Here is a 25,076-nt window from a genome sequence, read left to right as displayed (position 1 = left end):
TTGGTGGGGTTGGCCCGCAGGTTGCCGGCCGCGTCGCGCTGCGGGTCGAACCAGCAGTCGTCGACCACCACGTACCGGTATCCGGCGTCCCGCATACCCGAGGACACCATCGCGTCGGCGGCCTGACGCACCTGCGCCTCGGTGATCCCGCACCCGAAGCTGTTCCAGCTGTTCCAGCCCAAGGGCGGGGTGAGCGCCGGACTGCCGGGCGCGGCCGAGGCGGTGGAGTGGGCGGAGGCCGTCATGGACGCCGTGACCGCCAGTACGGCCGCGGCGAGGAGGGGGAGCAGTCGTCTTCCTGATCGTGAGGGCACCGGGGCTCCTTTCCCGGACGGGCGCTGCGGGTGGGTCATACGAGGCGCCATTGTCACATTCATGACATCACCGGGAGGGGACGAGGCGTTCGAAATTTCGAGCACCATTCGGAAAATCAGGGCCCCTCGGATACTAGGGAGGCGTCCGAGCATGTCAACACCCCGAGCCTTCCCGGCACCCTTCCACCCCCCGCCACGGCACGTCGACCCGCCCGATCGGCGACAACGACGGGACGCGCGGCCCTGACGAGACGCCTCACGCCCTCTCGAATGTTTCGATGCATCAGACGAATCATGCGGGACGTATTGACGGCACGGATCAGCCTCCTATCATCCAGGGTGCTCGGTGAATCGATATATGTTCGGAATCACGAACAGTGATGGGATCACTCCGGCCACTTCGCACCGCATGAACGAGGTGCTGCAGAGGGGAGGACCTCACCCGACGAATGTCATGCCCTCGTCAATCTCCACCATGCGGGCTGTCGACGCCTTGATCCGACCCCGCCGACCGCACCACCAACCCCCCGCCAAACCGCAAAGGAGAACCATGAACCCGCTGACACGGCTCGGCCGTCGCCGAGCGTCGGTGTTAGGCCTGCTGGCCATCGGCGCCCTGGTGACGCCCGGTGCCGCGACCGCCGCACCCGACGACGCCCAGGCGTCCACCCTCGGGGCCCAAGCGGCACAGTCCGGACGGTACTTCGGGACCGCCGTGGCCGCCGGAAGGCTCGGCGACGGAACGTACACCGGCATCCTGGACCGCGAGTTCAACTCGGTCACACCCGAGAACGAGATGAAGTGGGACGCGACCGAGCGGTCCCGCGGGCAGTTCACCTTCGGCGCCGCCGATCAGATCGTCAACCGGGCGGCGTCCCGGAACCAGCGCGTGCGGGGGCACACCCTGGTGTGGCACCAGCAACTGCCCGGCTGGGTCAGCTCCATCAGGGACGCGAACACCCTGCGCAGCGTGATGAACAACCACATCACCACGGTGATGAACCGTTACAAGGGCCGGATCCACAGCTGGGACGTGGTCAACGAGGCCTTCGCCGACGGAGGCAGCGGTCAGATGCGCAGCTCGGTCTTCCGGGACGTGCTGGGCACCGGCTTCATCGAGCAGGCCTTCCGCACCGCACGCTCCGCCGACCCGGCGGCCAAGCTCTGCTACAACGACTACAACATCGAGAACTGGAGCGACGCCAAGACCCAGGGCGTCTACCGCATGGTCCGCGACTTCAAGGCTCGCGGCGTGCCCATCGACTGCGTCGGCCTCCAGGCCCACTTCGGCGCCGGCGGCCCGCCCGGTAACTTCCAGACCACCCTGTCGAACTTCGCCGCCCTCGGCGTGGACGTCCAGATCACCGAACTCGACATCGCGCAGGCGCCGCCGACCGCCTACGCGAACACGGTGCGGGCCTGCATGAACGTCCCGCGCTGCACCGGCATCACCGTGTGGGGCATCCGCGACAGCGACTCCTGGCGCTCCTCGGAGAACCCACTGCTGTTCGACCGCGGCGGCAACAAGAAGCAGGCCTACCGGTCGGCGCTCACCGCAATGGGCGGCTCGGCCGCAGCGCGGCAGGACGGCACCCCTGCGGCACGGTCCGCCGCAGCGCTGCCCTCCCGCTTCTCCTGGAACTCGAGCGGAACGCTGATTTCGCCGAAGTCGGACGCCACCCACAACATCGCCGGCATCAAGGACCCGACGGTCGTCCACTACAACGGCAAGTACCACGTGTTCGCCAGTACCGCGAGCTCCTCCGGATACAACCTGGTGTATCTGAACTTCAGCGACTGGTCCCAGGCCGGGTCGGCCACGCACCACTATCTCGACCGCAGTGCCATCGGGAAGGGCTACCGAGCCGCACCGCAGGTCTTCTACTACGCGCCGCAACGCCTGTGGTACCTGGTGTACCAGACAGGCAACGCCTCGTACTCCACCAACCCCGACATCAGCAACCCCAACGGGTGGAGCGCACCGCGCAACTTCTACTCGTCGATGCCGGACATCATCAGGCAGAACATCGGCAACGGCCACTGGGTCGACATGTGGGTGATCTGCGACAGCGCCAACTGCTACTTGTTCTCCTCCGACGACAACGGGCACCTGTACCGCTCCCAGACCACCGTCGGCCAGTTCCCCAACGGTTTCACCAACACCGTCATCGCGGCCCGGGACTCCAAGTACGCCCTGTTCGAGGCGAGCAACGTGTACAAGGTGCAGGGCTCCAACCAATACCTGCTACTCGTCGAGGCCATCGGATCGGACGGCCGACGCTACTTCCGCTCCTGGACGACCACCAGCCTGGCCGGTTCCTGGACCCCCCTGGCCGCGTCCGAGAGCAACCCGTTCGCCCGGTCCAACAACGTCGCCTTCCCGTCAGGGACCTGGACCAGGGACATCAGCCACGGCGAGATGATCCGTGCGGGTTACGACCAGACACTCACCATCCCCGCCTGCCGGCTCCAGTACCTGTACCAAGGCATGAATCCGAACGCGGGCGGTGACTACAACCTCCTTCCCTGGCGACTGGGCCTGCTGACCCAGACGAATTCCACCTGCTGACCCTGTGGCCCCGCCGCTCGTGCGGGGCGCACGCCAGACACGGCGGGATCGGTTCACCGGGATCCGCGCGGCGCGGCCGACCGTCACCGGAATCGCGGTGCGGTGAACGTCGCGCACCTCGCCGCACAGTCGGCACGGATCCAACGCGCTGCGGCCGGGGGCCGGTCCGCGCCCTTCCCGGGCGCGGACCGGCCCCCGGCCCAGGCGTCACTCCGATGACTCCCCTGGCCAGGCCGACCGCGGTCGCGTAGCTGAAGTCACCGTTGTGGATACCCATGTTCCACACGTACGTGTCCAGGACCTCGCTGGCCCCGGTGCCGACCGCGTCCCGCTGGAGCAGGGACGGCTCGAATCCCACGCTCGGCGCGTCGCCCACCCGCAGTACCAGCAGCAGGGCGATCACCGGGCGCAGCGCGGGCAGCGTCACATGCCACATCCGTCGCCGGCGCCCCGCACCGTCCATCGCGGAGGCCTCGTACAGATCGGTGCTGACGGCGGCCGGCGCGGCGAGGAAGACGATGATCTCCCCGCCGGCGTCCTTCCACACGGCCCACGCATGACCAGGTACTTGGGCGGGCGGCGCATCACGCAGCGGCGAAGACGCGGACGTCCCAGGCACCGAGTCGCAGGGGCGCACCGGCCGGGACCATGCTTTCGTCGCTTTCGTCCAGGGCGTCGGTCAGGTCCACCGGCGCCTGGGCGGTGGCCGGCTGCCAGCTCCAGTTGTGGACGACATGGACGCGTCGGCCGTCGGGGGCCGTGCCGGTGGCGACGGTGACCGAGTCCGGCAGTCCCCGCCAGCCGGCGCACGGCGTGGGCGCGACCCACTCGGCGAGCGCACGGGCCACGCCTCGGCCGGGCACGGTACCCACACACGTGACGCGGCCCGCGCCGTGGCGGCGCGTGGTGACGGCGGGCCAGCGCCCGAAGTGCGGGTGGTCGTACTCGGCCAGGACATCGGCGTCCTCGACAGCCAGGCCCTCCACCCAGCGGGTGGCCACCGCGCCCGCGGACAGTTGGAGCGGGCTGTCCTGTACGGAGCGCAACGGCAGATCGGCGTGCAGGTTGCTGAACTCGTCGTACCGGACACCCGCGGCCCGGACCAGTCGCGCCGGTGTCACCTCATGCCGTGCCCGCGCCTCGTGGTCGCCGTAGCCGGTGCGGGGACCGAGGACGAGGTGACCGCCCGCCTCCGCGTAGGCACCCAGCCAGTCGAGCATCCCGTCGTCCGCCACGTACAGCGCGGGAACGATGAGCACGGGGTGCGGCCCGACCGCCGACTCCGGTGCCAGTCCCGGGCGTTCGTCACGCGGGTCGTGCAGCTGACGGGCGTGCAGGATCCGTACCTGACGGCCCGCCTCGAACGCGCCCCGGTAGAACGGCTCGAAGATGCCCTCGTACGCACCCGCGTCCGGACCGCCGTCGGGGCCGGCGAGCGGGGGATGCTTGCGCATCAGCCACTTGCTCGGCGCCGAGTACACCATGGCGATGTCCGCGTCCGGTGTGATCCCTGCGACCAGGTCCCCGGCCCGCTCGAACTCGGCGCCCAGGCGGGCGAGTTCGCGGTAGGCGCGTCCCGGTCGTCCGCTGTGCGGGAGGATTCCGCCCCAGTACGTCTCGGCGCCGAAGTGCAGCGTGTGCCAGTGCCAGTACTCGATCATGCGGGCCCCGCGCGCGACCAGCGCCCACGCGACCTGCCGCCACTGCCCGTCGAACGCGGGCCGGTTGTCCGACGTGCCGCCGATGGCTTGGGCGTTTGTCTCCGTGATCAGGAACGGCTCCTGCCGCGAGGAGTAGATCCGGTCGGCGCTCTGATGCAGCGCCCACGCCCCGTACGCCATCCACTGCTGCGGCAGCTTCTCGCGCGGCGGCTCGGGCATCGTCAGGCTGTCCTGCATGTCGTAGTACGGGTTGCCCGCGGTGATGTCCAGGCTGTCGGTGAGCTCGTCGTCCTCCAGGCCCGGTGAGCCGTAGGCGAGGCACGTGGTGACGAACTGGCCGGGCCGCGCGTACTCGCGCACGATGCCGGCCTGCCAGGCGATGAACTCGGTGGTCTGCCGCGCCTGGAACGCCTGCCAGGCCAGGTCGTACTGCGGCTGCGCGTTGCCCTCCGGGGTCCACAGGTCGGCCCAGGTGGACAGCCGGTGCGACCAGTACACCAGTCCCCACTCGCGGTTGAGGGTCTCCACATCGCCGTACCGGTGGCGCAGGTCGTCCACGAAGCGCTGGAAGACGCCGCGGTTGTGCGGCAGTCGCGGACCGGGCTCGTTGTCGACCTGGAAGCCGATGACCGCCGGGTGGGCGGCGTAACAGGCCGTGATCGCGCGGATCACCCGCTCCGCGTGGAACCGGAAAGCCGGGTGTGTGAAGTCGAGCTCCTGCCGGGCGCCCCACGCGGCGCGGCGCCCGGCGGCGTCCTCGGCGGCGATCTCCGGGTACTGCCGGGCCAGCCACGGCGGCACCGCGTAGGTGGGAGTGCCGAGGACGACGGAGATGCCGCGCTCGTGGGCGCCGTCGAGGACGGGTTGCAGCCAGTCGAGTTCGAACCGGCCGTTCTCCGGTTCCCAGGTGGACCAGACCGACTCGCCGACGCGGATGACGGTGAACTTCGCTTCCGCCATGAGATCGAGGTCGGTCTTGAGCCGCTCGCAGGGCTGGTACTCGTGGTAGTAGGCGGCGCCGAACAGAACGCGTGCGGGCAGATCGATCATGCGAGTCCTCAGGGATCGTAGGAGTCCCGGCCACCGGGTCCGGTCGTGGATCCCGGCGGCCGGGACGGGGAGGTGGTGAGTGAAGGAGGCCGGACCGGTCACGGACGTACCGGTCTTCCAGGGCACCTGGCCCGATGACCGGACCGTGGGGCCGCGTTGAGGGCGTGGCGGGTCCGCCGGTCAGCCCGGTCAGAGCTCGGGCGGTGAAGGTGAACCGGTCGCCGGTCGAGGTGTCCCTCCGTTCCGAGAGGGGATCCCGGGCGTCGAAGCGCTTCGCCTACGGACGCAAGGTAGTCAGGAGTATCGAGCGAATCAAGGGGCTTGGGTCAATGGGTTGCCGTGCTCACCGGGGCACTGACAGCAGATTCCCGTCCGATCGCGGCGTCGAAGCGCTTCACCAACAGGTCGTGTCGCGCTCAGGATCGAGACAGGCCGGTCATGGAGCATCCGGCACGAAGCTGCGGGTCCCCCGCCCATTGGGGGGTGATATCCCGTCGTGTGACTGGAGTTGCGGCCGGCCGGACCGTGGAGCTCTGTGGGGCCTTGGGCCACTGCGGCAACGGGTTCGAAAGGAGTGTCCCGACGACCAAGGGGACACACCCGGTCGCAGCAGGCGCTCTGTGACGAAGACGCCTGCACCGCGGCGCCCCGAAAGCCGGGCCCCCGCCCCGGGATCAGGAACAGCAGTGGCATCGCCCAGGTCACCTCGAACCGGCGATGACCGTGATGACTTCGGTGGTCTCGGAGTTGGTGACGTAGCAGTCGCCCTCGGTCGCGAACACCAGTGCCGAGTGGAAGAAGATCAGTCGACGACCACCAGCATGCGTACCGCGTCCGGCTCCGGCAGCTCCCGCTGCGGTGCCGTGTCCTCCCCCGGCTCGCCCGCACGGCCCCCGTGGTGGCGGGGCGGGTCGTCGAGGGCCATACCGGGGCGCCTCCCCTCGGTCAAGGGGCCGCCGCCAAGGGCCTCATGCGTGGGACAGGGCGAAGGAGACCAGGAAGCCGCAGACGGTGACGAGCCCGATCGCGAGATGGGCTTCCTCGAACGCCTCGGGGATCATCGTATCGGCGATCATGGCCAGGATCGCACCGGCGGCCACGGCAGTGACCCCCGCGATCACGGTGGACGAGAAGCCCCCGAGGACGACGTACCCGAGGACCGCGGAGAGCGTGCTCGCGACCGCGATGGCGCCCCACACCGCGAAGACGTACCCCTTGCCGCGCCCGGACTTCTTCATCCCCGCCGAGCTGGACAGGCCCTCCGGGATGTTGCTGATGAACACCGCCGCGACCGTCACGAGGCTGACTGCCCCGCCCTCGAGCAGGCTGACACCGATCACCGCCGACTCGGGTACCCCGTCCAGCAACGCGCCCAGCGCCAGCGCCAGACCCGAGCCGCTCTGCTCCGGCTCGGACGGCTGCGACTGCCCCGCGTGGTGGCCCGACCGCTTGCGATGCCGGGCGCCACGGCGTGCCAGCCACAGGTTGCCGGCCGTGTAGGCCACCGCTCCGGCCAGCGTCCCCACCGCCGCCGCGCCGAGACCGCCCTGCTCGTAGGCCTCACCGACCAGTTCGAAGGAGACGGCCGAGAGAAGCACACCGGCACCGAAGGCCATCACCAGCGCGATGACCTTCTGGGGTACGCGCACCCCATAACCGAACGCCGCTCCCAGCAGGAGTGCGCTTCCTGCCAGCAACCCCCAGCCACCTGCCTGTATCACCTCGGACATGCCGGGCCGTGTACCCGCCCGAGCGTGATCGGCACCTCCGGCGCCGGGCACGGATGATCCAGCACCTTATGACGCGCGTCACCGCCTCATCGTCGGCACCGGGCTGCACCCGATCGGCTGGAGCCGCCACCACCTGCACACACCCGGAGACACCACACCATGCCGACCGACGTCGGTTCGGTCATCTCCCTTGCGTCCGGGCCGTCCGGCGAACCGGCCTGGGCGTCGGTGGCCCGCTCACAGAAGTGGGGCCCGCCGGGCGGTTCTCCGCCCCTGGTTCCGGGGCCGGATCTCCTCGCCTGGAACGGAAGGTCCTTCACCGAGTACGGCGAACCGGCCGTGGCCGGGGAGGGCGACTCCTCGCGGCTGCGGCCGGCGCCGGTGCCGGGCACGGGGACCGTGTGGTCGGTCGGCTGCCCCGGCGGGCCCGAGGGCACCTTCGCCCCCCCCATCGTGCGGTTCGGCTGAGGAGGGCCGGGTCCGCTTCTCAGTGGCGGGCCAGACAGAACGGGTGCCCGGCCGGGTCGGCGTAGATCCGCCAGCTCCGCCCGTCCGAACCGCCGTCCAGCGACCGTGCCCCCCGGGCCAGTCCCTGCTCCTCGGCCCGGTCCAGGTCCGCGACCCCGAAGTCGAGGTGGAACTGCTGCGGCCTGGCGGGGTCCCGCCGCAGCGGCGGCCGGTCATCCGCGGCCCGCCGGAAGGCCAGGACGACACCGGACGCCGTGTGCAAGGTGGCCCAGGCGTCGCTCAACGCCCACCGCGGATCGGGCTGTTTGACGGTGCCTCCGAGGATCGACCGGTAGAACGCGGCCAGTTCCACCGGATCGGTGCAGTCCGGCACCACACACTGCGGGTCGGCGATCACGGACCGATCCCAGGGGGTGTCCGCACGGTCAATCGCGAGAGGCGAGGTACTCCTCGACACCCGGTGCGGAATGGGCATCCTCCAGGTTCACCGCGGCTCCCACCGCCTTGGCGTCCGGCTTGTGCACATAGGTCGAGGTGCTCGCGGGCCGCGCCTTGTCGGAGAAGTTCTGTACGGTGCCGAGGCCGGCGTCGGCCTCGGACTGCGAGCGGTGGGCCTTGACCACGTCCTCGCGGGTGAGGCTGCCGTTCTCGCAGGCCTTCTTCAGGTCGGTGCCCATCAACTGAGCGGCGTTGTAGCCGGACAGCACGCCGGAGTCGACAAGGGAGTCCGGGTACTTCTTCTTGTAGGAGGCGACCATCTTGCGCACCCCGGCCAGGTCGGAGCTCACCGCGGGCGCGGCGCTGACCACGTTCAGCATGGCCGCGAGGGCGGGTGCGGCCGGTGTCTTCATGAGCTGAGGGGCGTAGCCGGGGGCGCTGCTGACGACGGGCACCTTCAGACCGCGGGAGGCCGCGACGCCGACCAGCGACGCGGTCTGGGCCGGCCCTGCGCTGATCAGGATGGCCTTCACGCCTTCCTTGCGCAGTGCGGAGACCTGCGCGGACAGGTCGGTGTCGGTCGCCTTGATCTTCTGGCCGACGACCTTCACGCCGGCTTTCTTCGCGGCCCACCGGGAGCCTTCGAGGGCGTTGGCGCCGTAGTCGCCCTCGAAATAGACGTGGCCGATGGTGTCGCCCTTGGCCAGGCCCTTGGTGCGGGTGAGGAAGTCGACCGCGGCGATCATGTCGATGTCGTAGGTGGTGCCCAGGACCTGGACCGCGTCCCGGTCCAGCAGGGAGGCGGCCCATGCCTGTGGGAAGGTGAGCACCTTGTCGCGCTCGATGTCGTCGAGCAGGGCGGCCATCACGGGTGAGCCGATGACCTGAGGCAGCGCCACGACGTCCGCGGAGAGGTCGGCGTAGGCGGTGACGGCCTTCTGGACGTCGTAGCCATGGTCCTTGACGACGATCTCGATGCGCCGGTCGCAGATGCCGCCGCGGGCGTTGACCTCGTCCGCCCACATCTGCTGGGCCTGCACGATGCTCTTGCCGAGGGTGGCGTAGGGGCCGGTGAGATCTGTGAGGGCGCCGAGTCTGATGACCTTGTCGGTCACTCCGGGCCCGGTCTTGACGCCGTCGGCGCCGTCGCCGGTGCTGCCGGAGGAGTCAGCCTTGGAACTGCATCCGGTGACCGCGAGCAGCAGGGCCGCCAGGGCAGTGGCCAGAAGCGTGCTGGTGCGTGGTGCGGTGTGGTGCTTCACGGGGTGGGCTCCTTGGCTCGTGCGGCGGGCGCGTACGGTCGGGACGGAGAGGTGGTGTTCGCCCGTGGTGAGGCGGTCCGGCGGGCGCGCAGCCGGCGGACCAGGCCGTGCAGTCCGTCGGGCGCGAACAGCAGGATCAGGACGATCGCCGCTCCGTAGAGGTAGCGGGCGGCCTCGGTGGGGCCGACCGTGCCGTCGGTGGTGCCGGGGGCGGCCACGAGGGGCAGTTGGTCGGCATAACGGGTCATCAGCAGGGGCAGCGCGGTGACGAAGACGGCGCCGGCGGTGGCTCCGGCCACCGACCCCAGCCCACCGATGACGATCATGGCGAGGTAGTCGACGGACAGCACCAGGCCGAAGTAGTCGGGCACCACGCGGCGGAAGGACAGGGCGAGCATCACCCCTGCCAGCCCGGCGTACATCGACGAGACGACGAAGGCCGCCGAGCGGTAGCGGGAGACGTCCACGCCCATCACCGCGGCCGCGGTCTCGCTGTCGCGCAGCGCCACCAGGGCGCGTCCGGGACGGCCCCGGAGCAGTCCGCGGGCGGTGAACCAGGTGAGCGCGAACAGTGCCAGCCCCAGGTACCACAGCCGTTCCTCGGCGCCGAACGGCACACCCAGCAGGGTCAGTTCGGAATCCGCGGAGAAGGAGAAGCCGCCCAGCTCCAGCGGTGGCACCGAGCGGCCGTTGAAACCGCCGGTGACGGAGTCCGCCGTGAGCAGGACGTGATGCCCGAGGAAGACCAGGGCCAGGGTGGCGACGCCCAGGTAGATGCCGCGCACCCGGCCGGCGACGGGGCTGAAGAGTCCGCCGGCCGCCCCGGCGAGCAGGACCGCGAGCACGGCGGCAACGGCGCTCGGGAGGCCGGGTCCGGGCTCACCGGCCAGCCACACGTAGCCGTAGGCGCCCACGGCGAGGAAGAAGGCGTGGCCGAGGGAGAGCTGGCCCGCCGTTCCGGACAGCAGGCCGAGGCCGACGGCGCCGACGGCGGCCGCCATCGAGAACAGTCCGATGCGCAGCCAGAACGCGTCGAGGTAGAAGGGCAGGGCGCACAGGACGGTGACGGCCGCGAGGGTCGGGACCAGGCGGATCGCACGGGTGCGGGAGAGTCGCTCAGACACGGACCGCCGCCTTCGCGCCGAACAGGCCGGTGGGCCTGACCAGTAGCACCAGCACCATCACCGCGTAGGGGGCGACGTCACCGAACCCCTCACCCAGGACGTGCAGATCGGACTGGTAGCCCGCCACGAGCGCCTCGGTCATGCCGATCAGCAGGCTGCCCGCGAGGGCGCCGGGCGGCGAGGCCATCCCGCCGAGGATCGCCGCCGGGAACGCCTTCAGGGCGATCTGCCCGGTGGTGCGCTCCAGTCCGGGTGCGGGGAACGCGGCGAGGAAGACCGCCGCCAGGGCGGCCAGCGCTCCGGCGAGGCACCAGGCGAGCATGCGTATGCGCACCAGTCGCACGCCCATCAGGGAGGCCGCCTCCACGTCCTCGGCCGCGGCACGCAGCGACAGGCCCCACGAGGTGTGGCGGAACAGGGCGAAGACGCCTGCGATGACCACGCCGGAGACCACGATCGCGGCGATCCGGCTGTCCGCGACGGTCACCGGCCCGAGCCCGCTGACCGAATCGCCCCAGGGGTCACCGAGTGAGAGCAGGTCGCCGCCGATACGCCGCGACAGGTCGGTGAGGATGAGGATGTCGACGCCGATGGTGACGATGGTCTGCACGTGGGCGGTGTGCGGGTCCGCTCCCCCGCCGGCCTGGAGCAGGAAGCGGTCCATGGCACCGGCCACGGCCGCCGTGATGAGCACCGCCAGCGCGAGGGCACCGGCGAAGCCGAGGGCGTCGTGGAGTACGGCGGTGAGGTAGCCGCCGAGCAGCAGCAGGGAGCCGTGGGCGAAGTTCATGACGCCGGAGGCCTTGAAGATGATGACGAAGCCGAGGGCGACCAGGGCGTAGACCGCGCCGAGGGCGAGGCCGTTGAAGACGTTGTCCAGGAGGGTGGTCATGCCGCGTCCTCCTGCTCGGCGCCGGTACCGAGGTAGGCGCGCAGCACCTCGGGGTCGCGGCGGACCTCGTCCGGGGTGCCGTGGGCGATGACACGGCCGAAGTCGAGCACCGTGACCTCGTCGGCGAGCCGCATGACCAGGCCCATGTCGTGCTCCACGAGGACGACCGACAGGCCGAGTTCGGCTCGGACGGTGTGCACGACCTCCACCATGCGGACGCGTTCGGCCGCGTTCATGCCGGCGACCGGCTCGTCGAGCAGCAGGACGCTCGGCTCCAGGCACAGGGCGCGGGCGAACTCCACGCGCTTGCGGTCGCCGTAGGGGAGCAGGGCCACCGGGCTGTCGAAGTGCGCTGCCAGACCGGTCAGTTCGGCGATCTCGCGAGCCCGGTCGAGGTGTGCGCGTTGTTCGCGCCGGGCGTGCGGCAGGCGCAGCGCGCTGGCGGTGAACCCGGCTCGGGTCAGGGCGTGGCGGCCGAGCATGAGGTTGTCGGCGACCGTGCCCTGAGTGGTGACGATGTTCTGGAAGGTGCGGGCGACGCCGAGGGCGGCGATGCGGTGCGGTGCGAGCCGGGTGAGGTCGGCGTCGCCGAGTCGTACGGTGCCCGTGGCCGGGCGGCACAGCCCCGACAGCACGTTGAAGCAGGTGGACTTGCCTGCTCCGTTGGGCCCGATGAGTGCGTGGACGGAGCCCGGGGAGACGGTGAAGGACACCGTGTCGAGAGCGGTGAGTCCCGCGAAGCGGACGGTCACGTCCGTCACGGCCAGTTCGGGCGGTGCGGTGGTGCGGACGGTCATGCGGCTCCCTGCCCCTCGGTGGTTCCGGCTCTCGGCGCGGACTCGGCGCCCTCTTCGGTGGTCTCGCCCAGGTAGAGCCGCTTCACGGCGTCGGTGCGGGCAAGTTCGTCCGCGGGCCCGGAGAGCCGGACCTCGCCGACCTCCAGGACGTGGGCGGTGTCGGCGAGGGACAGCGCCATGCCCGCGTTCTGCTCGACGAGCAGGACGGCGGTGCCCTGGGCGTTGATCTCGCGGACGACCTCGGCGATCCGGTAGACCATCTGGGGGGCGAGGCCCAGGGAGGGCTCGTCGAGCAGGAGGAGGCGTGGCGCGGCCATGAGGGCCCGGCCGATGGCGAGCATCTGCTGTTCGCCGCCGGACAGCAGCCCCGCCGCCTGCCGGGTACGTTCGGCGAGGCGCGGAAACAGGGCGAAGACCCGGTCGCGGACCTCGGCGACCTGGTCCGGTCGGCGTCGTCCGAGGCCGAGGCCGCCGGAGCGTAGGTTCTCGTCGACGGTGAGTCCGGCGAAGACCCGGCGTCCCTCGGGGACCTGCACGACTCCCGCGCGTACCGCGGCCACCGGGTCGCGGCCGTCGAGTCGCGTGGCGCCGTAGCGGATGCGGCCTGCCGTGATCGCGCCGTGGTGCAGGCGCAAGGTGCCCGACACCGCCCGCAGCAGAGTCGTCTTGCCCGCGCCGTTGGCGCCGAGCAGGGCGACGACCGTGCCGTGTGGGACGGTCAGGGACACGGAACGAAGGGCGGACAGGGCGCGGCCGTAGGTCACGTCGAGGCCCTCGACGTGCAGGGCGGGCTCTTCGTCCGGTGGTGCTTCGGGCATCACGGCTCCTCGGATCCGTGCCGTCGGGCACGGATGCTTCGGGGGAAGGGCAGCTCACGACAGCACGTGCGCGGGCGGGCGGTACAGGCGTTCGGGCCGGGTGGCTGCGCGGTCCCAACGCGGGTCGGCGGGGATTGTGCGGCTGCCCAGGGGTGGCGACCGGCCGGCGGCCCCGGGCACTCCAAAAGCTCCGGAGATCCGGGAACGTACGCGCTGCCCTGGACGTGCGTGCCGAGTCGCTTCCCTCGCGCAGGCCGGCGTGGGCGGAGCGCCCGTCAGCCGCGCAGCAGCCGGCGCGCCGTCAGCGCGAGGCCGATCTCCACCACGTCGTGCGGACGCGCCAGGGAGCGGCCGATGAGCTGCTCGCAGCGGCGCAGCCGGTTCAGGACGGTGTTGCGGTGGCAGTACAGCCGTTCACCGGCTCGCTGCGCGGACCCCTCGCAGGCGAACCAGGCGACCAGGGTGTCCAGCAGCACGTCCCGGTCGGCCGGTTCGAGCCGCAGCAGCGGGCCGAGCACCCGCTCGGTGAGGGTCGCGCCGAGCTCCGCGCAGGAGACGACCAGCGCCTCGGGCAGGTGCTCGGCGAGCCGGACGGTGCCGCCCTCGGGCGGGCAGATGCTCAGGGCCAGGTCCGCCAGCCGCCGGGCGTCCCGGACGGCGGCGAGTCCCGTCACGGCGCCTCCGACGCCGATCCGGCACCCGGCCCTGCCGTCGGTGGGCAGGCCCAGGGCCACCACGGGGTCCCGGCCGGTCTCCTCGTCCCCCTCGTCGCCGAGCAGGACGATGCCGTAGTCCACCTCCACTCCCGCGTGCCGGTAGACGCTCCCCCCGGGCGCGGGGTCCTGCGGGCGGCCGCCGGCGGCCGCGACGACGACGTACCGGCCGTGTTCCGGCAGGCACAGTCGCTCGGCGGTCTCGGGCAGGTCGGCGATCCGGCTCGTGCCGTCCAGGAGGGCCGCCGCCAGCAGACGCACCCGGTTCTCGCGCCGCCAGGCGAGCTGCCGCTCGGCCTGCCGGTAGGCGTCCGCCACGAGGGTGCAGTGCTCGTCGACGAAGTTCCACACGTCGGTGGCCACGTGCACGAGGAGCCGGATGTCCTCCGGTTCCGAGCGGGTGGTCTCCTCGACCAGCCGCTGCCACACCAGCGACCCGCCCAGCCGGAACGCGTGCAGCAGGGCGTCCAGCGGCAGCCCCTGCTCGGCCCGGGCGACACCGATCCTCCAGGTGCAGCGGTGGGCGGCCTCGCGGGTGCCGCGCGGGTCGAGCAGCGAGGTCACGCTGTGCCGCAACGAGTGGTAGGCCTCTTGCCGGGTGGCGGCAGGGTCGTTCTCCAGTGCGGTCCGGTACGCCGGTTCCTGCTCGCGCAGGACCGCCAGCAGCCGGTCGGTCAGCTCCGGCAGGTCGTCGAGCAGGACGCGGGCCGCACGGTGCAGGACGCGCAGCGCGTCGGCGTCGATCAGCGAGCGGATCCGTCGTGTCCGCGGCTGCGGAACCGGGGCCGGCCCGGTGCGCAGCGTCGTGCGTGTGCGTGCGGCAGGATGCATCGCGGTCCTCCCCCGACTTCGGCCTTACGGCAGGGCCCGGCGCCGGCCGGGCTCGCGGCGGCCGGCGGGTGTGCTGCGCGTTCGGCCGTCGTCACCCAATAGTCCTGACTCGAAGAATGACATACCGTCCGGTCGGTCCCCAGAGTCGTGCGGCGGTCTTCTCGAGTCGCGGGGGTGTATCTCAGCGGCTCTCCTGGTCGACCAGGCGGGCCAGCTCGACGCGAGAGCGCACGCCGAGAGCCGCGAAGACGTTGCGCAGGTGGTAGTCGACCGTACGGGTGCTGACGGCCAGCCGCTGGGCCACTTCCCTGTTGGTGGCGCCCTCGGCCACGTGGCGCGCGATCCGCAGCTGCTGCGGCGTCAGCCGTGAGAGCCCTGCGCTCGGCTCCGTACCGGACGCGGCTCCGTTGGCGCGCAGCTCACCACGCGCCTGGTCGGCCCAGGCGCCGGCGCCGCAGCGTTCGAAGGCGACCAGGGCGGCTGTGAGCCTGCCACGGGCCTCCCGCAGCCGACGGCGCCGCCGCAGCCACCGGCCGTGGAGAAGCTCGGTGCGCGCACGCTCGAAGTCGCCGCCCGACTCGTCGTGCAGGGTGAGCGCCCTCAGGTAGAGCTCGTCGGCCTCACCGTCCTCGGCGGTCAGCAGGGCACGGCAGCGGGCGAGCTGGGCGGGCGCGTGCGGATCGGCCCCGAAGGCCGCCCACCGGGCGAGATCGTCGACCACTCCTCGCGCGTCCTCCGGCTGCCCGGCGAGCACCGCGGCCTCCACGAAGCAGGGCACGGCCAGCATCCACACCGCGAAGTGACCACGCCGGGGACCGGCCCCGACGAGCGGGCCGAGCCGGTCGGCGGCGTCCAGGGGGCGACCGCGGGCCAGGTCGGCGCGGGCGATGGCCCACTCCGCCAGGGTCGCGACCTGCGCCAGGCCATGGCGACGAGCGGTGTTCAGGGCGGCCGTGGCGTGGCCCGCGACCGCGACGGTGTCGCCCTCGATCGAAGCGGCCAGGGCGAGCATCGCGTGGTGGCTCGCCGCGGTGTTGCGGTGGCCGGCCAGCAGTGCCGCACGCACGCCCTCCTCCGCGTGGGCGCGGGCCTGCGCATGGCGGCCTGCGCGCAGTTCCCCGTACGCCAGGTACTCCAGGGCCCGTGCTTCGTACGCGGCGTTTTCCACGTGGCGGGCGGCCGCGAGGGCGCGTGAGCCGGCGGCGCGAGCCGCCCGGACGTCCCCGAGCAGCAGGGCTGCCGCCGCCGCGCGCAGCAGCCGCTCCGGCCGGCCGTCGATGTACGCCTGGTCCAGCACGCGCCGCAGCGGCCCGGCAGCGTGCTCCGGCCGGCGGGCCAGCAGAGCCCGCATGCCGTCGCGGTAGTCCCGGAGGAAGGGGTCCCGGGCCCGTTCCGGCCCCGGCCCCGACGGCCCACCCCCAGGAACGGTCCCGGGTGCCGCGGTGTCCTGTACGGCGTACTGCACGGCCCGCGCCGGGTTCTCCATGCCGTCGAGGACGGCCAGACAGGCCGGGGCGTCACCCGAGGCCCATGCGGCGTCCGCCGCGCAGAGGCAGGCGGCCTCGGCCGTCTCGGGGGCGTGAGCGGCCAGCAGGGATGCGGCCAGCAACAGGGACTCGCGCGCGTCACCCACCGGCCCGTCGAACAACTGCCGTCTGCCGCGCGCGAGTTCGGCACCACCGCGGTCCTCGGCGGCCCACCGGGCGGCGTCCCGCCCGTTCCGGCTCCCGGTGCGGGGAGCCGTCCGCGCCCTGCTGCTGTCTCCGGTCATCCCACGGAGGTTACTTGCGCGTAAAGAAGACCGGAAGGCTGACGTCCGGGTGTCCCAGCATCCAAACCGCAGCTCAACCCGCATCTCGACCGAGCCCCGGCCGGGGGACGGATTGTGCCGCTGCCCAACGGCCGGCCCTCCCGGCCGTGCCCCGGCACGCCGCCGGTAGCGGACACGTGTGACGCGTCCGCCGCCGGTTCCCCCTCCCCGCCGTCTTCCGCAGCCCGGGGCGCGGGACGTCAGGAGCGGTGCGGGCAGTTGCCCCGGTACTCCTCGATGGTCAGGCTCGGCCGGGGCAGCGGGCACAGGAACTGCTCGTAGCGGGTGTCGTTGTCGATGAACCGCTTGAGCCAGGAAATGCTGTACTTCGCGATCGTCGTGTTCGACGAGTTGGGCGTGAAGTGCGTCGCCGAGTTCAGCTCCAGATAGCCCCGGTCCAGCGACGAGGACAGGCTCGAATAGAAGGGCTCGGCGTGGGAGGCGACCGGGGCGATGGTGTCCCCGTCGGCTCCGAAGATCAGGGTCGGCGTGGTGACCTCGGGCCAGGTCTTGTCGAGGTTCCACGGGGTCAGCGGGATCGCCGCCTGGAGGGCCGGGCGCGCCTTGGCGGCCTCCAGGCTGCCGCCGCCGCCCATCGAGTGGCCCATCACGCCGAGGCGAGAGGCATCGACGCGGCCGCGCACCGCACTGCGCTCGGTGAGGTAGTCCAGGGCGGCCAGGAGCTGGCGGCCGCGCGAGTCGGGCTGGTCGAGCGTGGTGAGTGTGTCGATGGTGAACACCACGAAGCCCTGCGAGGCCAGGCGCGGCCCGAGCCAGGAGATGGACGACTCGTAGGCGGTGTAGCCGGGCGAGACGGCCACCGCGCCGAAGGTGCCGTCACTGGTGCTCGTCGGGTAGTAGATGGTGCCGCCCCCGAATCCGGTGACGGACAGCGAGGAGACGGATGTCTGCGACACGGCGTACGGGCCGCGCAGCGCCTCGATGCTGGAGGTGGTGGGGGCCGGGCCGCGCTCGTAGGGGTTGTCCGCGGCGTGGGCGCCAGGGCCGGCCAGGGGTCCCAGGCCGACGACGACGGCGAGCGCCGCCCCGGCGGCGGCCAGTCGCCCGGCCCGGCGCCCGCGTGAGCCACGGGCGCCAGGGGGTGAATCGGTGTGGGGATGGAGTCGCACGACGAGTCGTCCTTTCTGTCGTGGCGGTCGGCCGTTCACGGGCACGCGGGACCTGGGGCGTCCGCAGCGTGCCCCCGACGGGCACCGCCCTCGGGCTGGCCCTGACACTGTCAGGGACCGGCCACCGCGCGCGGACCGGCAATGTCACCGGTCTCGTGACGCCGACGGACGCTGATCGACCGCACCGGGCGTACCGGGACTCCCCGGCCGACCTGGCCGCACACCCCTGCCGGATCGCAAGGCGGCGCGCTCGGCCGGATCGCCCGGAGTGCCGCGAGGCCTTGGCATGGGTCGAGAGAAGGTGACCGCCGAACCCGGCCGGTGCCAGATCACCCCGGCCTCGCGCGCACGCTCCACGAGCGCGGCCTCACCGCGCCGTCCGGAGCGGCGCCGACGGCCTGACTGCCCATGCACACACCGGGCATCGACCGGGACGGGCTGGAAGGCGTCCGCGCCGGTGATCGGCGGGGCCTGCAGGCCGGCTTCGCCGGTGACGGTACGGCCCCGGATGCGACCGTGTGCGGTCCGACTGAGCCGGCACGCACCCGCCCCGTTCGGCGGCGACCAGCAGATCGTCACGGAGTCGGCCCCTGCCTGCTCTCGGGGCCGGCTTCATCGTCGCCTGCGTCGAACACGCCAGGACGGCGGGCAGCGGCCCTCGCGATCACTCAGCCGGTGCGCGGGGCGTGGCGCGTACGGTGTTCCCGCCGGACTCCCGGCGGCCCTGCGTGTCGCGGCTCACCACCTCATCCCGGGGAGAGGGCTCAGGCGGGACAGGACATCGCGGGTTGGCTCCGGAAGGCCCGCTCAGGCGAAGCGGCCGTGCGCGCGATCCGGTGACCGCGTGCCCGGCCGCGACGGCCTGGTGAGGGATGCCCGCAATCCGCCGGGCATCCCTCTCGGGTGTAGGCGCGATGTGTCAGTCCACGATCACGCCGGCTCGCACCGCCGGGGCCCGTCCGGCGAGTGCGCCGCCGAAGTTCCCCTCCACCTCCTCCTTCTCCGCCGCGTTGGGATACGGGTTCGTGCACGAAGTACCCGCGCTGGAACCGGACATCAGGCTGGAGCACGGTCCGGGCTTGCGGTCCGGCAGGCCCAGGATGTGTCCGAGTTCGTGCGCGGAGATGCGGATCGTGTGGTAGCCCTGGTCGACGGCTTGGCGCCCGATGTACACGGTCCCGTTGCCCAGGGTGGTAGGCAGGGCGCGCGGCCAGCCGTTGTCCGCGAGGACCCGGATGTTCGCGCGTTGTCCGGCGGCGACGGGCCGCAGCTCGACGGCGTCGACACTCTCGTTCCAGATCGCGGCGCCGCGATCGACGGCGCTCCTGAACTCCGCGGAGCCGGCGGCGTCATAGGTCAGGACCCGGGCGGCCGGCGCATCGGGCGCGGCGGTGGCGACCTGGCCACCCGTCAGGGACATGGACACCAGACAGGCGGCAGCCAGGCCGCCGGTCAGCAAGCGGACGTGCATGATCGACCTCCTTGTGGGGGAAGGGCAGTCGTGCTCATGACATTCTTTAGCCCCTTGCCCAGCGGGGTCACCCCCGAATCCGTCGACCGGAATACGCCCACCGCCTGCCGGACCGTCAGGCGACGGCCGCGACCGTGCTCCCCGCCCGTTGGCACCTCCAGGTACCCGGGCGCCGAGGCGGCGGCCTCGCCGGGTACCCCCGTGCGGGCGGCCCGGACAGCCCCGCTGCCGGAACGAGGGGTGATCAGCGTCCGGTCGAGCGTGATCACGCCGTTGACCGCGCAGACGGGGCAGAGCACAATCCGCGGGCCCGCGTCACTGCCGGCGAACCGGGGGAACCATGTGCGCCAGGTGTGCTCGTCGCAAGCCGATCGATGCCATCGGGCACGGGTACGCCGCAGCGCCGCAAGCTACGGCGAGCAGGACCACGCCGAACACCCACTGCCCGACGAGGTGCACCCCGACCCGGCCGGACACCGCCGCGTCGGCGAGGACTTCGGGCGGCTCGCGTTCGGCGAAGGCGGCCCGTTTCGCGACCGGGACCACCAGCGATCCTGGCCTCGCGGCCCTGCAGGCCCACAACCCGACCGGCCGCAAGGCGGGTGGGGCCTAATCCGCCGCACGCCTCCCGGCCTGCGGCAGCGGCGGCAGCGTCGCCCCCTGCACCCACGCCCGGAGCAGTTCGTCCACCGGCTCGGACGCGAAGCGGGCCACGTGCGAGGTGAAGGCGGCGGTCGTGACGGTGCCGCCCCGGTGCGACTGCCCCCAGGCGCGCAGCATGCGGAAGAAGGCGATGTCGCCCAGGGCGCAGCGCACCGCGTGCAGCACGAGCCCTCCGCGTTCGTACAGCCGGTCGTCGAACATCGACTTGCGACCCGGGTCCGCCAGCCGCAGGTCCTGCGGCAGCGACGAGAGCAACCGGTGGGCCGCTGATGCGAGTTGCTCCGCCGTGCGTCCGCCCGACCGTTCCGACCACAGCCACTCCGCGTACTTCGCGAACCCCTCGTTCAGCCAGATGTGCCGCCAGTCGGCGATGGACACGCTGTTGCCGAACCACTGGTGCGCCAGCTCGTGCGCCACCAGCCGCTCCGAACCCCGCGCCCCGTCCACGTGGTTGGCGCCGAACAGGGACAGCCCCTGTGCCTCGACGGGCACGTCCAGCTCCTCCTCGGTCACCACGACGGCGTACTCGTCGAACGGGTACGGCCCGAACAGATCCTGGAACACCTCCATCATCCGCGGCTGACGCGCGAAGTCCCGCGAGAAGTCACCCAGCAGCTGCGCGGGGATGTGCCCGTGCTGCGGGACTCCGCCCGGCCCCGGGTCGCCCAGCAGCACCGTCTGGTACTTGCCGATCGCCAGGCCCACCAGATAGCTGGACGTCGGCGCCGACTGCTCGTACACCCAGGTGGTGGTGCTCGCCTTCGTCGTCCGGGTCAGCAGGCGTCCGCCCGCCACCACCGCGTACGCCGACGGCGTGGTGATGGAGAGCTGGTACGACGCCTTGTCTGCGGGCCGGTCGTTGCACGGGTACCACGACGGCGCCCCGATCGGCTGGCTGGCCACCAGCGCCCCGTCCTCCAGCTCCTCCCAGCCGAGCCCGCCCCAGGGGCTGTTCACCGGCTCGGGGTTGCCCGACCAGTGCACCTCGACCGTGAACGGCGCCCCGGCGCGGACCGGCTTGGCCGGGCGGACGCGCAGCCTGCCGCCGCGGTGCGTGTAGTGGGGCTGCCGTCCGTCGAGCCGCACCCGACCGATCTTGTAGTCGGCCAGGTTCAGCACGAACTCGGTGAGCGGCGCCCGCCCCGCTATGGCGTTGATGCGGGCCGTCCCGGACAGCCGGTTCGGGCCCGGACGGTAGTCCAGCGCCAGTTCGTACCGGTGCACCCGGTAGCGGGGGTCGCCGTGCTCCGGGAAGTACGGGTCCGCGCCCGCCGCCTGCTGGACTGCCACTGCCGTCTGCTCTCCCTGCGCTGCGCCGCTGCCACTGCCTGCCGGTCCGTCGCCCTCCGGCTCCGGGTGGCCCGCGCTCAGGGGCGCCATGCCTCGATCGGGTTGCCGAGCCAGCGGGTGTCGTCGGGGACGGACTCCGCGGCCATGACGAGCGACGCGGGACCCAGCGTGGTGCGGGCCCCGATCGTGCTGCCGGGCAGGACGATCCCGCCAGGGCCCAGCGTCGCGCCCTCACGGAGGACCACAGTATCCGTCCGCAAGATCCGGTCGTGGAAGAGGTGCGTCTGAAGCACACAGCCCCGGTTCACGGTGGACGCGTCCTGGAGCGTCACCAGATCGGTCTCCGGCAGCCAGTAGCTCTCCACCCACACGCCCCGGCCGATCCGTGCGCCCAGGCCCCGCAACCAGGCCGTCATCACCGGCGTGCCCGGTACCGCGCCGGCCAGCCACGGCACGGCCAGCACCTCGACGAAGGTGTCCGCCAGCTCGTTGCGCCACACGAAGGACGACCACAGCGGGTGCTCCCCACTGTGATGCCGCCCCACGAGCGCCCACTTGGCGGCGATCGAGACGAGGGCCGCGCACCCTCCCGCCGCGAGCAGCACCAGGCCCGACAGCAGCGGCGCCCACTCCCCCAGCGCACACAACGCGGCGATCGTCAGCACCGCCAGCCCGGCCGAGCAGAAGACCGGCACGATCCGGCACAGCTCCACCAGAGCGCGTGCCCACAGCAGCCGGGCCGGCGGTTCGTAGGTGCGGCTCTGGTCGCCGTCGGCGGCGGCGCGCGGCAGCTTGACCGGCGGCAGCCCCAGATAGGAGGTGCCCTTCTTGGCCTTCTTCGGCGTCGCCGACAGCACGCCGACCAGCCCGCCGTCCGGCACGCTCCGCCCCAAAGCCGTCATCCCCGAGTTCCCGAGGAAGGCCCGCCGCCCGATCTGGGCCCGCCCGATCCGCACCCAGCCACCGCCGAGCTCGTAGGGCGCGGTCAGGGTGTCGTCGGCCAGGAACGCGCCCTCGCCGACCGTCGTCAGACTGGGCAGTGCCAGGACGGTCGAGACCTCGGCGCCGCGCCCGATCCGCATCCCGAGCAGCCGCAGCCACACCGGTGTGACCAGCCCGGCGTACAGCGGGAACAGCATCTCCCGCGACCGGTCCATCAACTGCGTGACCGTCCACGCCTGCCACCCGACCCGGCTGTGCGTCGGATGCGTTCCCTCGCGCAGGCCGAGGCTCAGCAGCCGAACGGCGATGAGGATCAGCGCGGCGTACGCCAGCCCGAAGGCGAGCGTCGCCGGGACGAGGGCCAGGGCGGCGCCCGTCAGGGGCGAGTCCGGCGTGAAGAAGACCCGGGCGACGCAGAACGCGGCCCCGCCCGCCAGCACGGGCAGCATCGTCAGCGCGAAGCCGGTGAGGCCGTACATCACGCTCCAGTGCGTCCCGCGCGGGGGCCGTTCCTCTGGCCAGTTGCGCTTGGCCTTGCCCAGTTTGACCGCGGGCGCCCCCGCCCACCGCTGACCGGTGGGAACCTGTCCGGTGACGGCCGAACCGGGCGCCACCTCTGCCCGCTTGCCCACCCGGGCGCCGGGGAACAGCACGCTGCGGGTACCGACGACGGCGTGCGCGCCCACCTTCAGCGCGCCGACCTCCAGACGGTCCCCGTCCAGCCAGTACCCCGACAGATCCACTTCGGACTCCACGGCCGCGCCCCGCCCCAGCTTGAGCATCCCGGTGACCGGGGGCAGCGAGTGCAGATCGACGTCCGGGCCGACCTTGGCGCCCAGCGCCCGCGCGTACCGCTCCAGCCAGGACCCGGTCAGTGATGTCGCGCCGCTGAACTCGGCCAGCCGCTCGGCGGCCCACAGCCGCAGATGGACGCCGCCTCCACGCGCGTACCTGCCGGGTTTCACCCCGCGCAGCAGCAGCCGCGCGCCACCGGCGGCCAGGGCGAGTCGCCCCGGCGGGCTGAACAGGACGGCGGCCCCGACGGCGAGAAGCCACCAAGGGGCCGTCGGAAGCCAGGTGCAGGCGGGCAGCAGATTGCCGAGCGCGGCCAGCGCCACGATCCAGCGCAGACCGAGCAGGGTGAACAACGGGCCGAGGATGAGCAGCTGGACGGCCTGGGCGCGCCTGGGCACCGGGGCGATCGTGCGCCGGGTCTCGTCGTCCCGAACCGACTTCTCCAGGCGCCGGGCGAGCTTGCGCAGCACCGGTTGCTGGTAGATGTCCAGGACGGCAGCGCGCGGGTAGCGGCCGCGCAGCCGGGTGGTCAGCTGGGCGGCGGACAGGCTGCCGCCGCCGATCGCGAAGAAGTCGTCGGAGGCACTGGTGACCGGGATGCCGAGCACCTCGGTCCACTGTTCGGCGAGCCAGGCCTCGGTGCCGTAGAGCTGCTCCGCCGGGCCGCCTGTCTCCAGGTCCTCCAGCGGCCAGGGCAGCGCGTCGCGGTCCACCTTGCCCGACGTGCGCGTCGGCAGCTCCCCGACCGGCGCGAGCAACGGCACGAGCGCGGCGGGCAGTTCGGCGCGGAGCCTTTCGAAGGCGACGGTGTGGTCCCACCCGTCCTGGGTGACGACGTATCCGACGAGGAGCTGATTGCCGCCGCGGGCAGTCCGTACGGCGGCCGCCGCGCCGGCGACTCCGGGCAGGCCCTGGAGCGCGGCGTCGACCTCGCCCAGCTCGATGCGCCGTCCGCCGAGTTTGATCTGCTCGTCGGCGCGTCCGAGGAAGACCAGCCCTTCGGGGTCCGCCCGGACGAGATCGCCGCTGCGGTACGCCCGCTCCCATCCGAGGGACTTCAGGGGCGCGTACTTCTCCGCGTCCTTCTCGGCGTCGAGATACCGGGCCAGCCCGACCCCGCCGATCACCAGCTGCCCGCTGCCGCCCATCGGCACGGGCTCGCCGGCCTCGTCGACGACGGCCAGTTCCCAGCCGTCCAGCGGCAGTCCGATCCGGATCGGCTCCTGACCGCTCATCAGCGAGGCGCAGGCCACCACGGTCGCCTCGGTGGGGCCGTAGGTGTTCCAGACTTCGCGTCCCTCGGTCACCAGCCGTTGGGCCAGTTCGGGGGGGCATGCCTCACCGCCGAAGATCAGCAGCCGGACGTCGCTGAGGGTCTCCGGCTCCCACAGGGCGGCGAGCGTGGGCACCGTCGACACGATGGTGATCTCCTGCTCGACCAGCCAGGGCCCGAGATCGGCACCGCTTCTGACCTGCGAGCGCGGCACCGGCACCAGACAGGCGCCGTACCGCCACGCCAGCCACATCTCCTCGCAGGAGGCGTCGAACGCCACGGACAGCCCCGCCATGACCCGGTCGCCGGGCCCGATCGGCTCGTCGGTGAGGAACAGCGCGGCCTCGGCGTCCACGAACGCGGCGGCGCTGCGGTGCGAGACGGCGACGCCCTTGGGCTTCCCGGTGGAGCCGGAGGTGAAGATGATCCACGCGTCGTGCTCGATGCCGGGGCGCGCCGCGGGAGCCTTTCCGGCACCGTGCAGGGTGATCTCGTGCCCGGCCCCGATGACGGCCCGCACGTCCGCCTCCCCGAACACCAACCCGGCCCGCTCGTCCGGGTCCTCGGCGTCGACGGGCACGTACGCGGCACCGGCCGCGAGCACGGCGAGGATCGCGATGTAGAGCTCGTTGGTGCCGGACGGAACCCGGACGCCCACCCGGTCTCCGAGCCCGACCCCGACGGAACCGAGCCGCCACCGCAGTCGCTCCACCTCCGCAGCCAGCGCGCGGTAGGTGAGGCTGCTCGTGCCGTCGTCCAGGGCGGGCTCGTCGGGATACGACCGTACGGACGCGTCGAAGACGTCGACGAGCGTGCGTGGCGAGGCGGCCGGGCGCCCCGGGAAGCGGGCCGCGTCTCCGAACTGCTGCCGGCTCTCCGCGTCGAGCTCTTCGCCGAGCAGGCCGAGAGCGTCGCTCTCCTGTATGGCTGCCATCCGGTCCTCGCGTTGAGAGCCCGGATGCCTCCGGGGCGCTGGCGGGCCCGCAGGTGTGCCTGGGGTTGTCCGGCTCCAGCTCGGTAACAAGCCGGAAATCT

General features: G+C 72.2%; 17 protein-coding genes and 3 pseudogenes. 2 read left to right on the top strand and 18 right to left on the bottom strand.

The window, feature by feature from the left end:
• Positions 1–314: pseudogene (locus tag ACIQHQ_RS35595) on the bottom strand (alpha-galactosidase); the annotation flags it as partial.
• A 550-nt stretch (positions 315–864) separates the two neighbouring features.
• Here ACIQHQ_RS35595 and ACIQHQ_RS35590 point away from each other — a divergent pair.
• The gene (locus tag ACIQHQ_RS35590; protein ID WP_402620387.1) at positions 865–2,883 is read left to right on the top strand and encodes a non-reducing end alpha-L-arabinofuranosidase family hydrolase; all 2,019 of its coding nucleotides are present in this window, start codon (positions 865–867) and stop codon (positions 2,881–2,883) included.
• Positions 2,884–3,091: 208 nt separating this feature from the next.
• Here ACIQHQ_RS35590 and ACIQHQ_RS35585 read toward each other — a convergent pair.
• The 4 genes and pseudogenes from ACIQHQ_RS35585 to ACIQHQ_RS35570 form a co-directional block, all read right to left on the bottom strand.
• Positions 3,092–3,433, bottom strand: a pseudogene (locus tag ACIQHQ_RS35585) (ABC transporter permease subunit); the annotation flags it as partial.
• Between the two features lie 34 nt (positions 3,434–3,467).
• Positions 3,468–5,594, bottom strand: a complete 2,127-nt coding sequence (locus ACIQHQ_RS35580; RefSeq protein ID WP_402620384.1) for a beta-galactosidase — start codon at positions 5,592–5,594, stop codon at positions 3,468–3,470.
• Positions 5,595–6,396: 802 nt separating this feature from the next.
• Positions 6,397–6,519 (bottom strand): hypothetical protein, encoded by a 123-nt coding sequence (locus ACIQHQ_RS35575; protein ID WP_402620382.1) that lies wholly within the window; start codon positions 6,517–6,519, stop codon positions 6,397–6,399.
• Between the two features lie 43 nt (positions 6,520–6,562).
• Positions 6,563–7,324, bottom strand: coding sequence for a ZIP family metal transporter (locus ACIQHQ_RS35570; protein ID WP_402620379.1), 762 nt, complete (start codon positions 7,322–7,324; stop codon positions 6,563–6,565).
• A 159-nt stretch (positions 7,325–7,483) separates the two neighbouring features.
• Between ACIQHQ_RS35570 and ACIQHQ_RS35565 the strand changes: the two genes are divergently transcribed.
• Complete coding sequence (locus ACIQHQ_RS35565; RefSeq protein WP_402620376.1) at positions 7,484–7,792, top strand: hypothetical protein; 309 nt, start codon at positions 7,484–7,486, stop codon at positions 7,790–7,792.
• Between the two features lie 19 nt (positions 7,793–7,811).
• Here ACIQHQ_RS35565 and ACIQHQ_RS35560 read toward each other — a convergent pair whose 3' ends face one another.
• The 13 genes and pseudogenes from ACIQHQ_RS35560 to ACIQHQ_RS35500 form a co-directional block, all read right to left on the bottom strand.
• Positions 7,812–8,189, bottom strand: a complete 378-nt coding sequence (locus tag ACIQHQ_RS35560; protein ID WP_402620373.1) for a VOC family protein — start codon at positions 8,187–8,189, stop codon at positions 7,812–7,814.
• 28 nt (positions 8,190–8,217) lie between these two features.
• Entirely contained in the window at positions 8,218–9,492 is a 1,275-nt protein-coding gene (locus tag ACIQHQ_RS35555) for an ABC transporter substrate-binding protein (protein ID WP_402620370.1), read from the bottom strand.
• A complete protein-coding gene (locus tag ACIQHQ_RS35550) occupies positions 9,489–10,616 on the bottom strand; it encodes a branched-chain amino acid ABC transporter permease (RefSeq protein ID WP_402620368.1) in 1,128 nt (375 codons plus the stop codon). The genes ACIQHQ_RS35555 and ACIQHQ_RS35550 overlap by 4 nt, the downstream gene beginning before the upstream one ends.
• Complete coding sequence (locus tag ACIQHQ_RS35545) at positions 10,609–11,508, bottom strand: branched-chain amino acid ABC transporter permease (RefSeq protein WP_402620365.1); 900 nt, start codon at positions 11,506–11,508, stop codon at positions 10,609–10,611. Before ACIQHQ_RS35545 ends, ACIQHQ_RS35550 begins: the two co-directional genes overlap by 8 nt.
• A complete protein-coding gene (locus ACIQHQ_RS35540) occupies positions 11,505–12,305 on the bottom strand; it encodes an ABC transporter ATP-binding protein (RefSeq protein WP_402620362.1) in 801 nt (266 codons plus the stop codon). Before ACIQHQ_RS35540 ends, ACIQHQ_RS35545 begins: the two co-directional genes overlap by 4 nt.
• Positions 12,302–13,123: an ABC transporter ATP-binding protein gene (locus ACIQHQ_RS35535; RefSeq protein WP_402620359.1), complete on the bottom strand. Its 822-nt coding sequence runs from the start codon at positions 13,121–13,123 to the stop codon at positions 12,302–12,304. The genes ACIQHQ_RS35540 and ACIQHQ_RS35535 overlap by 4 nt, the downstream gene beginning before the upstream one ends.
• A 275-nt stretch (positions 13,124–13,398) precedes the next feature.
• Entirely contained in the window at positions 13,399–14,667 is a 1,269-nt protein-coding gene (locus ACIQHQ_RS35530; protein ID WP_402620356.1) for a PucR family transcriptional regulator, read from the bottom strand.
• A gap of 181 nt (positions 14,668–14,848) precedes the next feature.
• A pseudogene (locus ACIQHQ_RS35525) lies at positions 14,849–16,459 on the bottom strand (LuxR C-terminal-related transcriptional regulator); the annotation flags it as partial.
• A 218-nt stretch (positions 16,460–16,677) separates the two neighbouring features.
• Positions 16,678–17,607 carry an alpha/beta hydrolase gene (locus ACIQHQ_RS35520; protein ID WP_402620353.1) on the bottom strand — a complete coding sequence of 310 codons (930 nt, stop codon included), beginning with the start codon at positions 17,605–17,607 and terminating at the stop codon, positions 16,678–16,680.
• A gap of 919 nt (positions 17,608–18,526) precedes the next feature.
• Entirely contained in the window at positions 18,527–19,078 is a 552-nt protein-coding gene (locus ACIQHQ_RS35515) for a snapalysin family zinc-dependent metalloprotease (RefSeq protein ID WP_402620350.1), read from the bottom strand.
• Between the two features lie 315 nt (positions 19,079–19,393).
• Positions 19,394–19,624, bottom strand: coding sequence for a hypothetical protein (locus tag ACIQHQ_RS35510; RefSeq protein WP_402620347.1), 231 nt, complete (start codon positions 19,622–19,624; stop codon positions 19,394–19,396).
• Positions 19,625–19,687: 63 nt separating this feature from the next.
• Positions 19,688–21,031 carry a M1 family metallopeptidase gene (locus tag ACIQHQ_RS35505; RefSeq protein WP_402620345.1) on the bottom strand — a complete coding sequence of 448 codons (1,344 nt, stop codon included), beginning with the start codon at positions 21,029–21,031 and terminating at the stop codon, positions 19,688–19,690.
• A 77-nt stretch (positions 21,032–21,108) separates the two neighbouring features.
• Positions 21,109–24,975: a Pls/PosA family non-ribosomal peptide synthetase gene (locus ACIQHQ_RS35500; protein WP_402620342.1), complete on the bottom strand. Its 3,867-nt coding sequence runs from the start codon at positions 24,973–24,975 to the stop codon at positions 21,109–21,111.
• Between the last annotated feature and the right edge of the window lie 101 nt (positions 24,976–25,076).

Source organism: Streptomyces sp. NPDC092370, assembly GCF_044755265.1.
Classification (GTDB): domain Bacteria; phylum Actinomycetota; class Actinomycetes; order Streptomycetales; family Streptomycetaceae; genus Streptomyces.
This window is presented reverse-complemented; position numbering and strand designations above follow the sequence as displayed.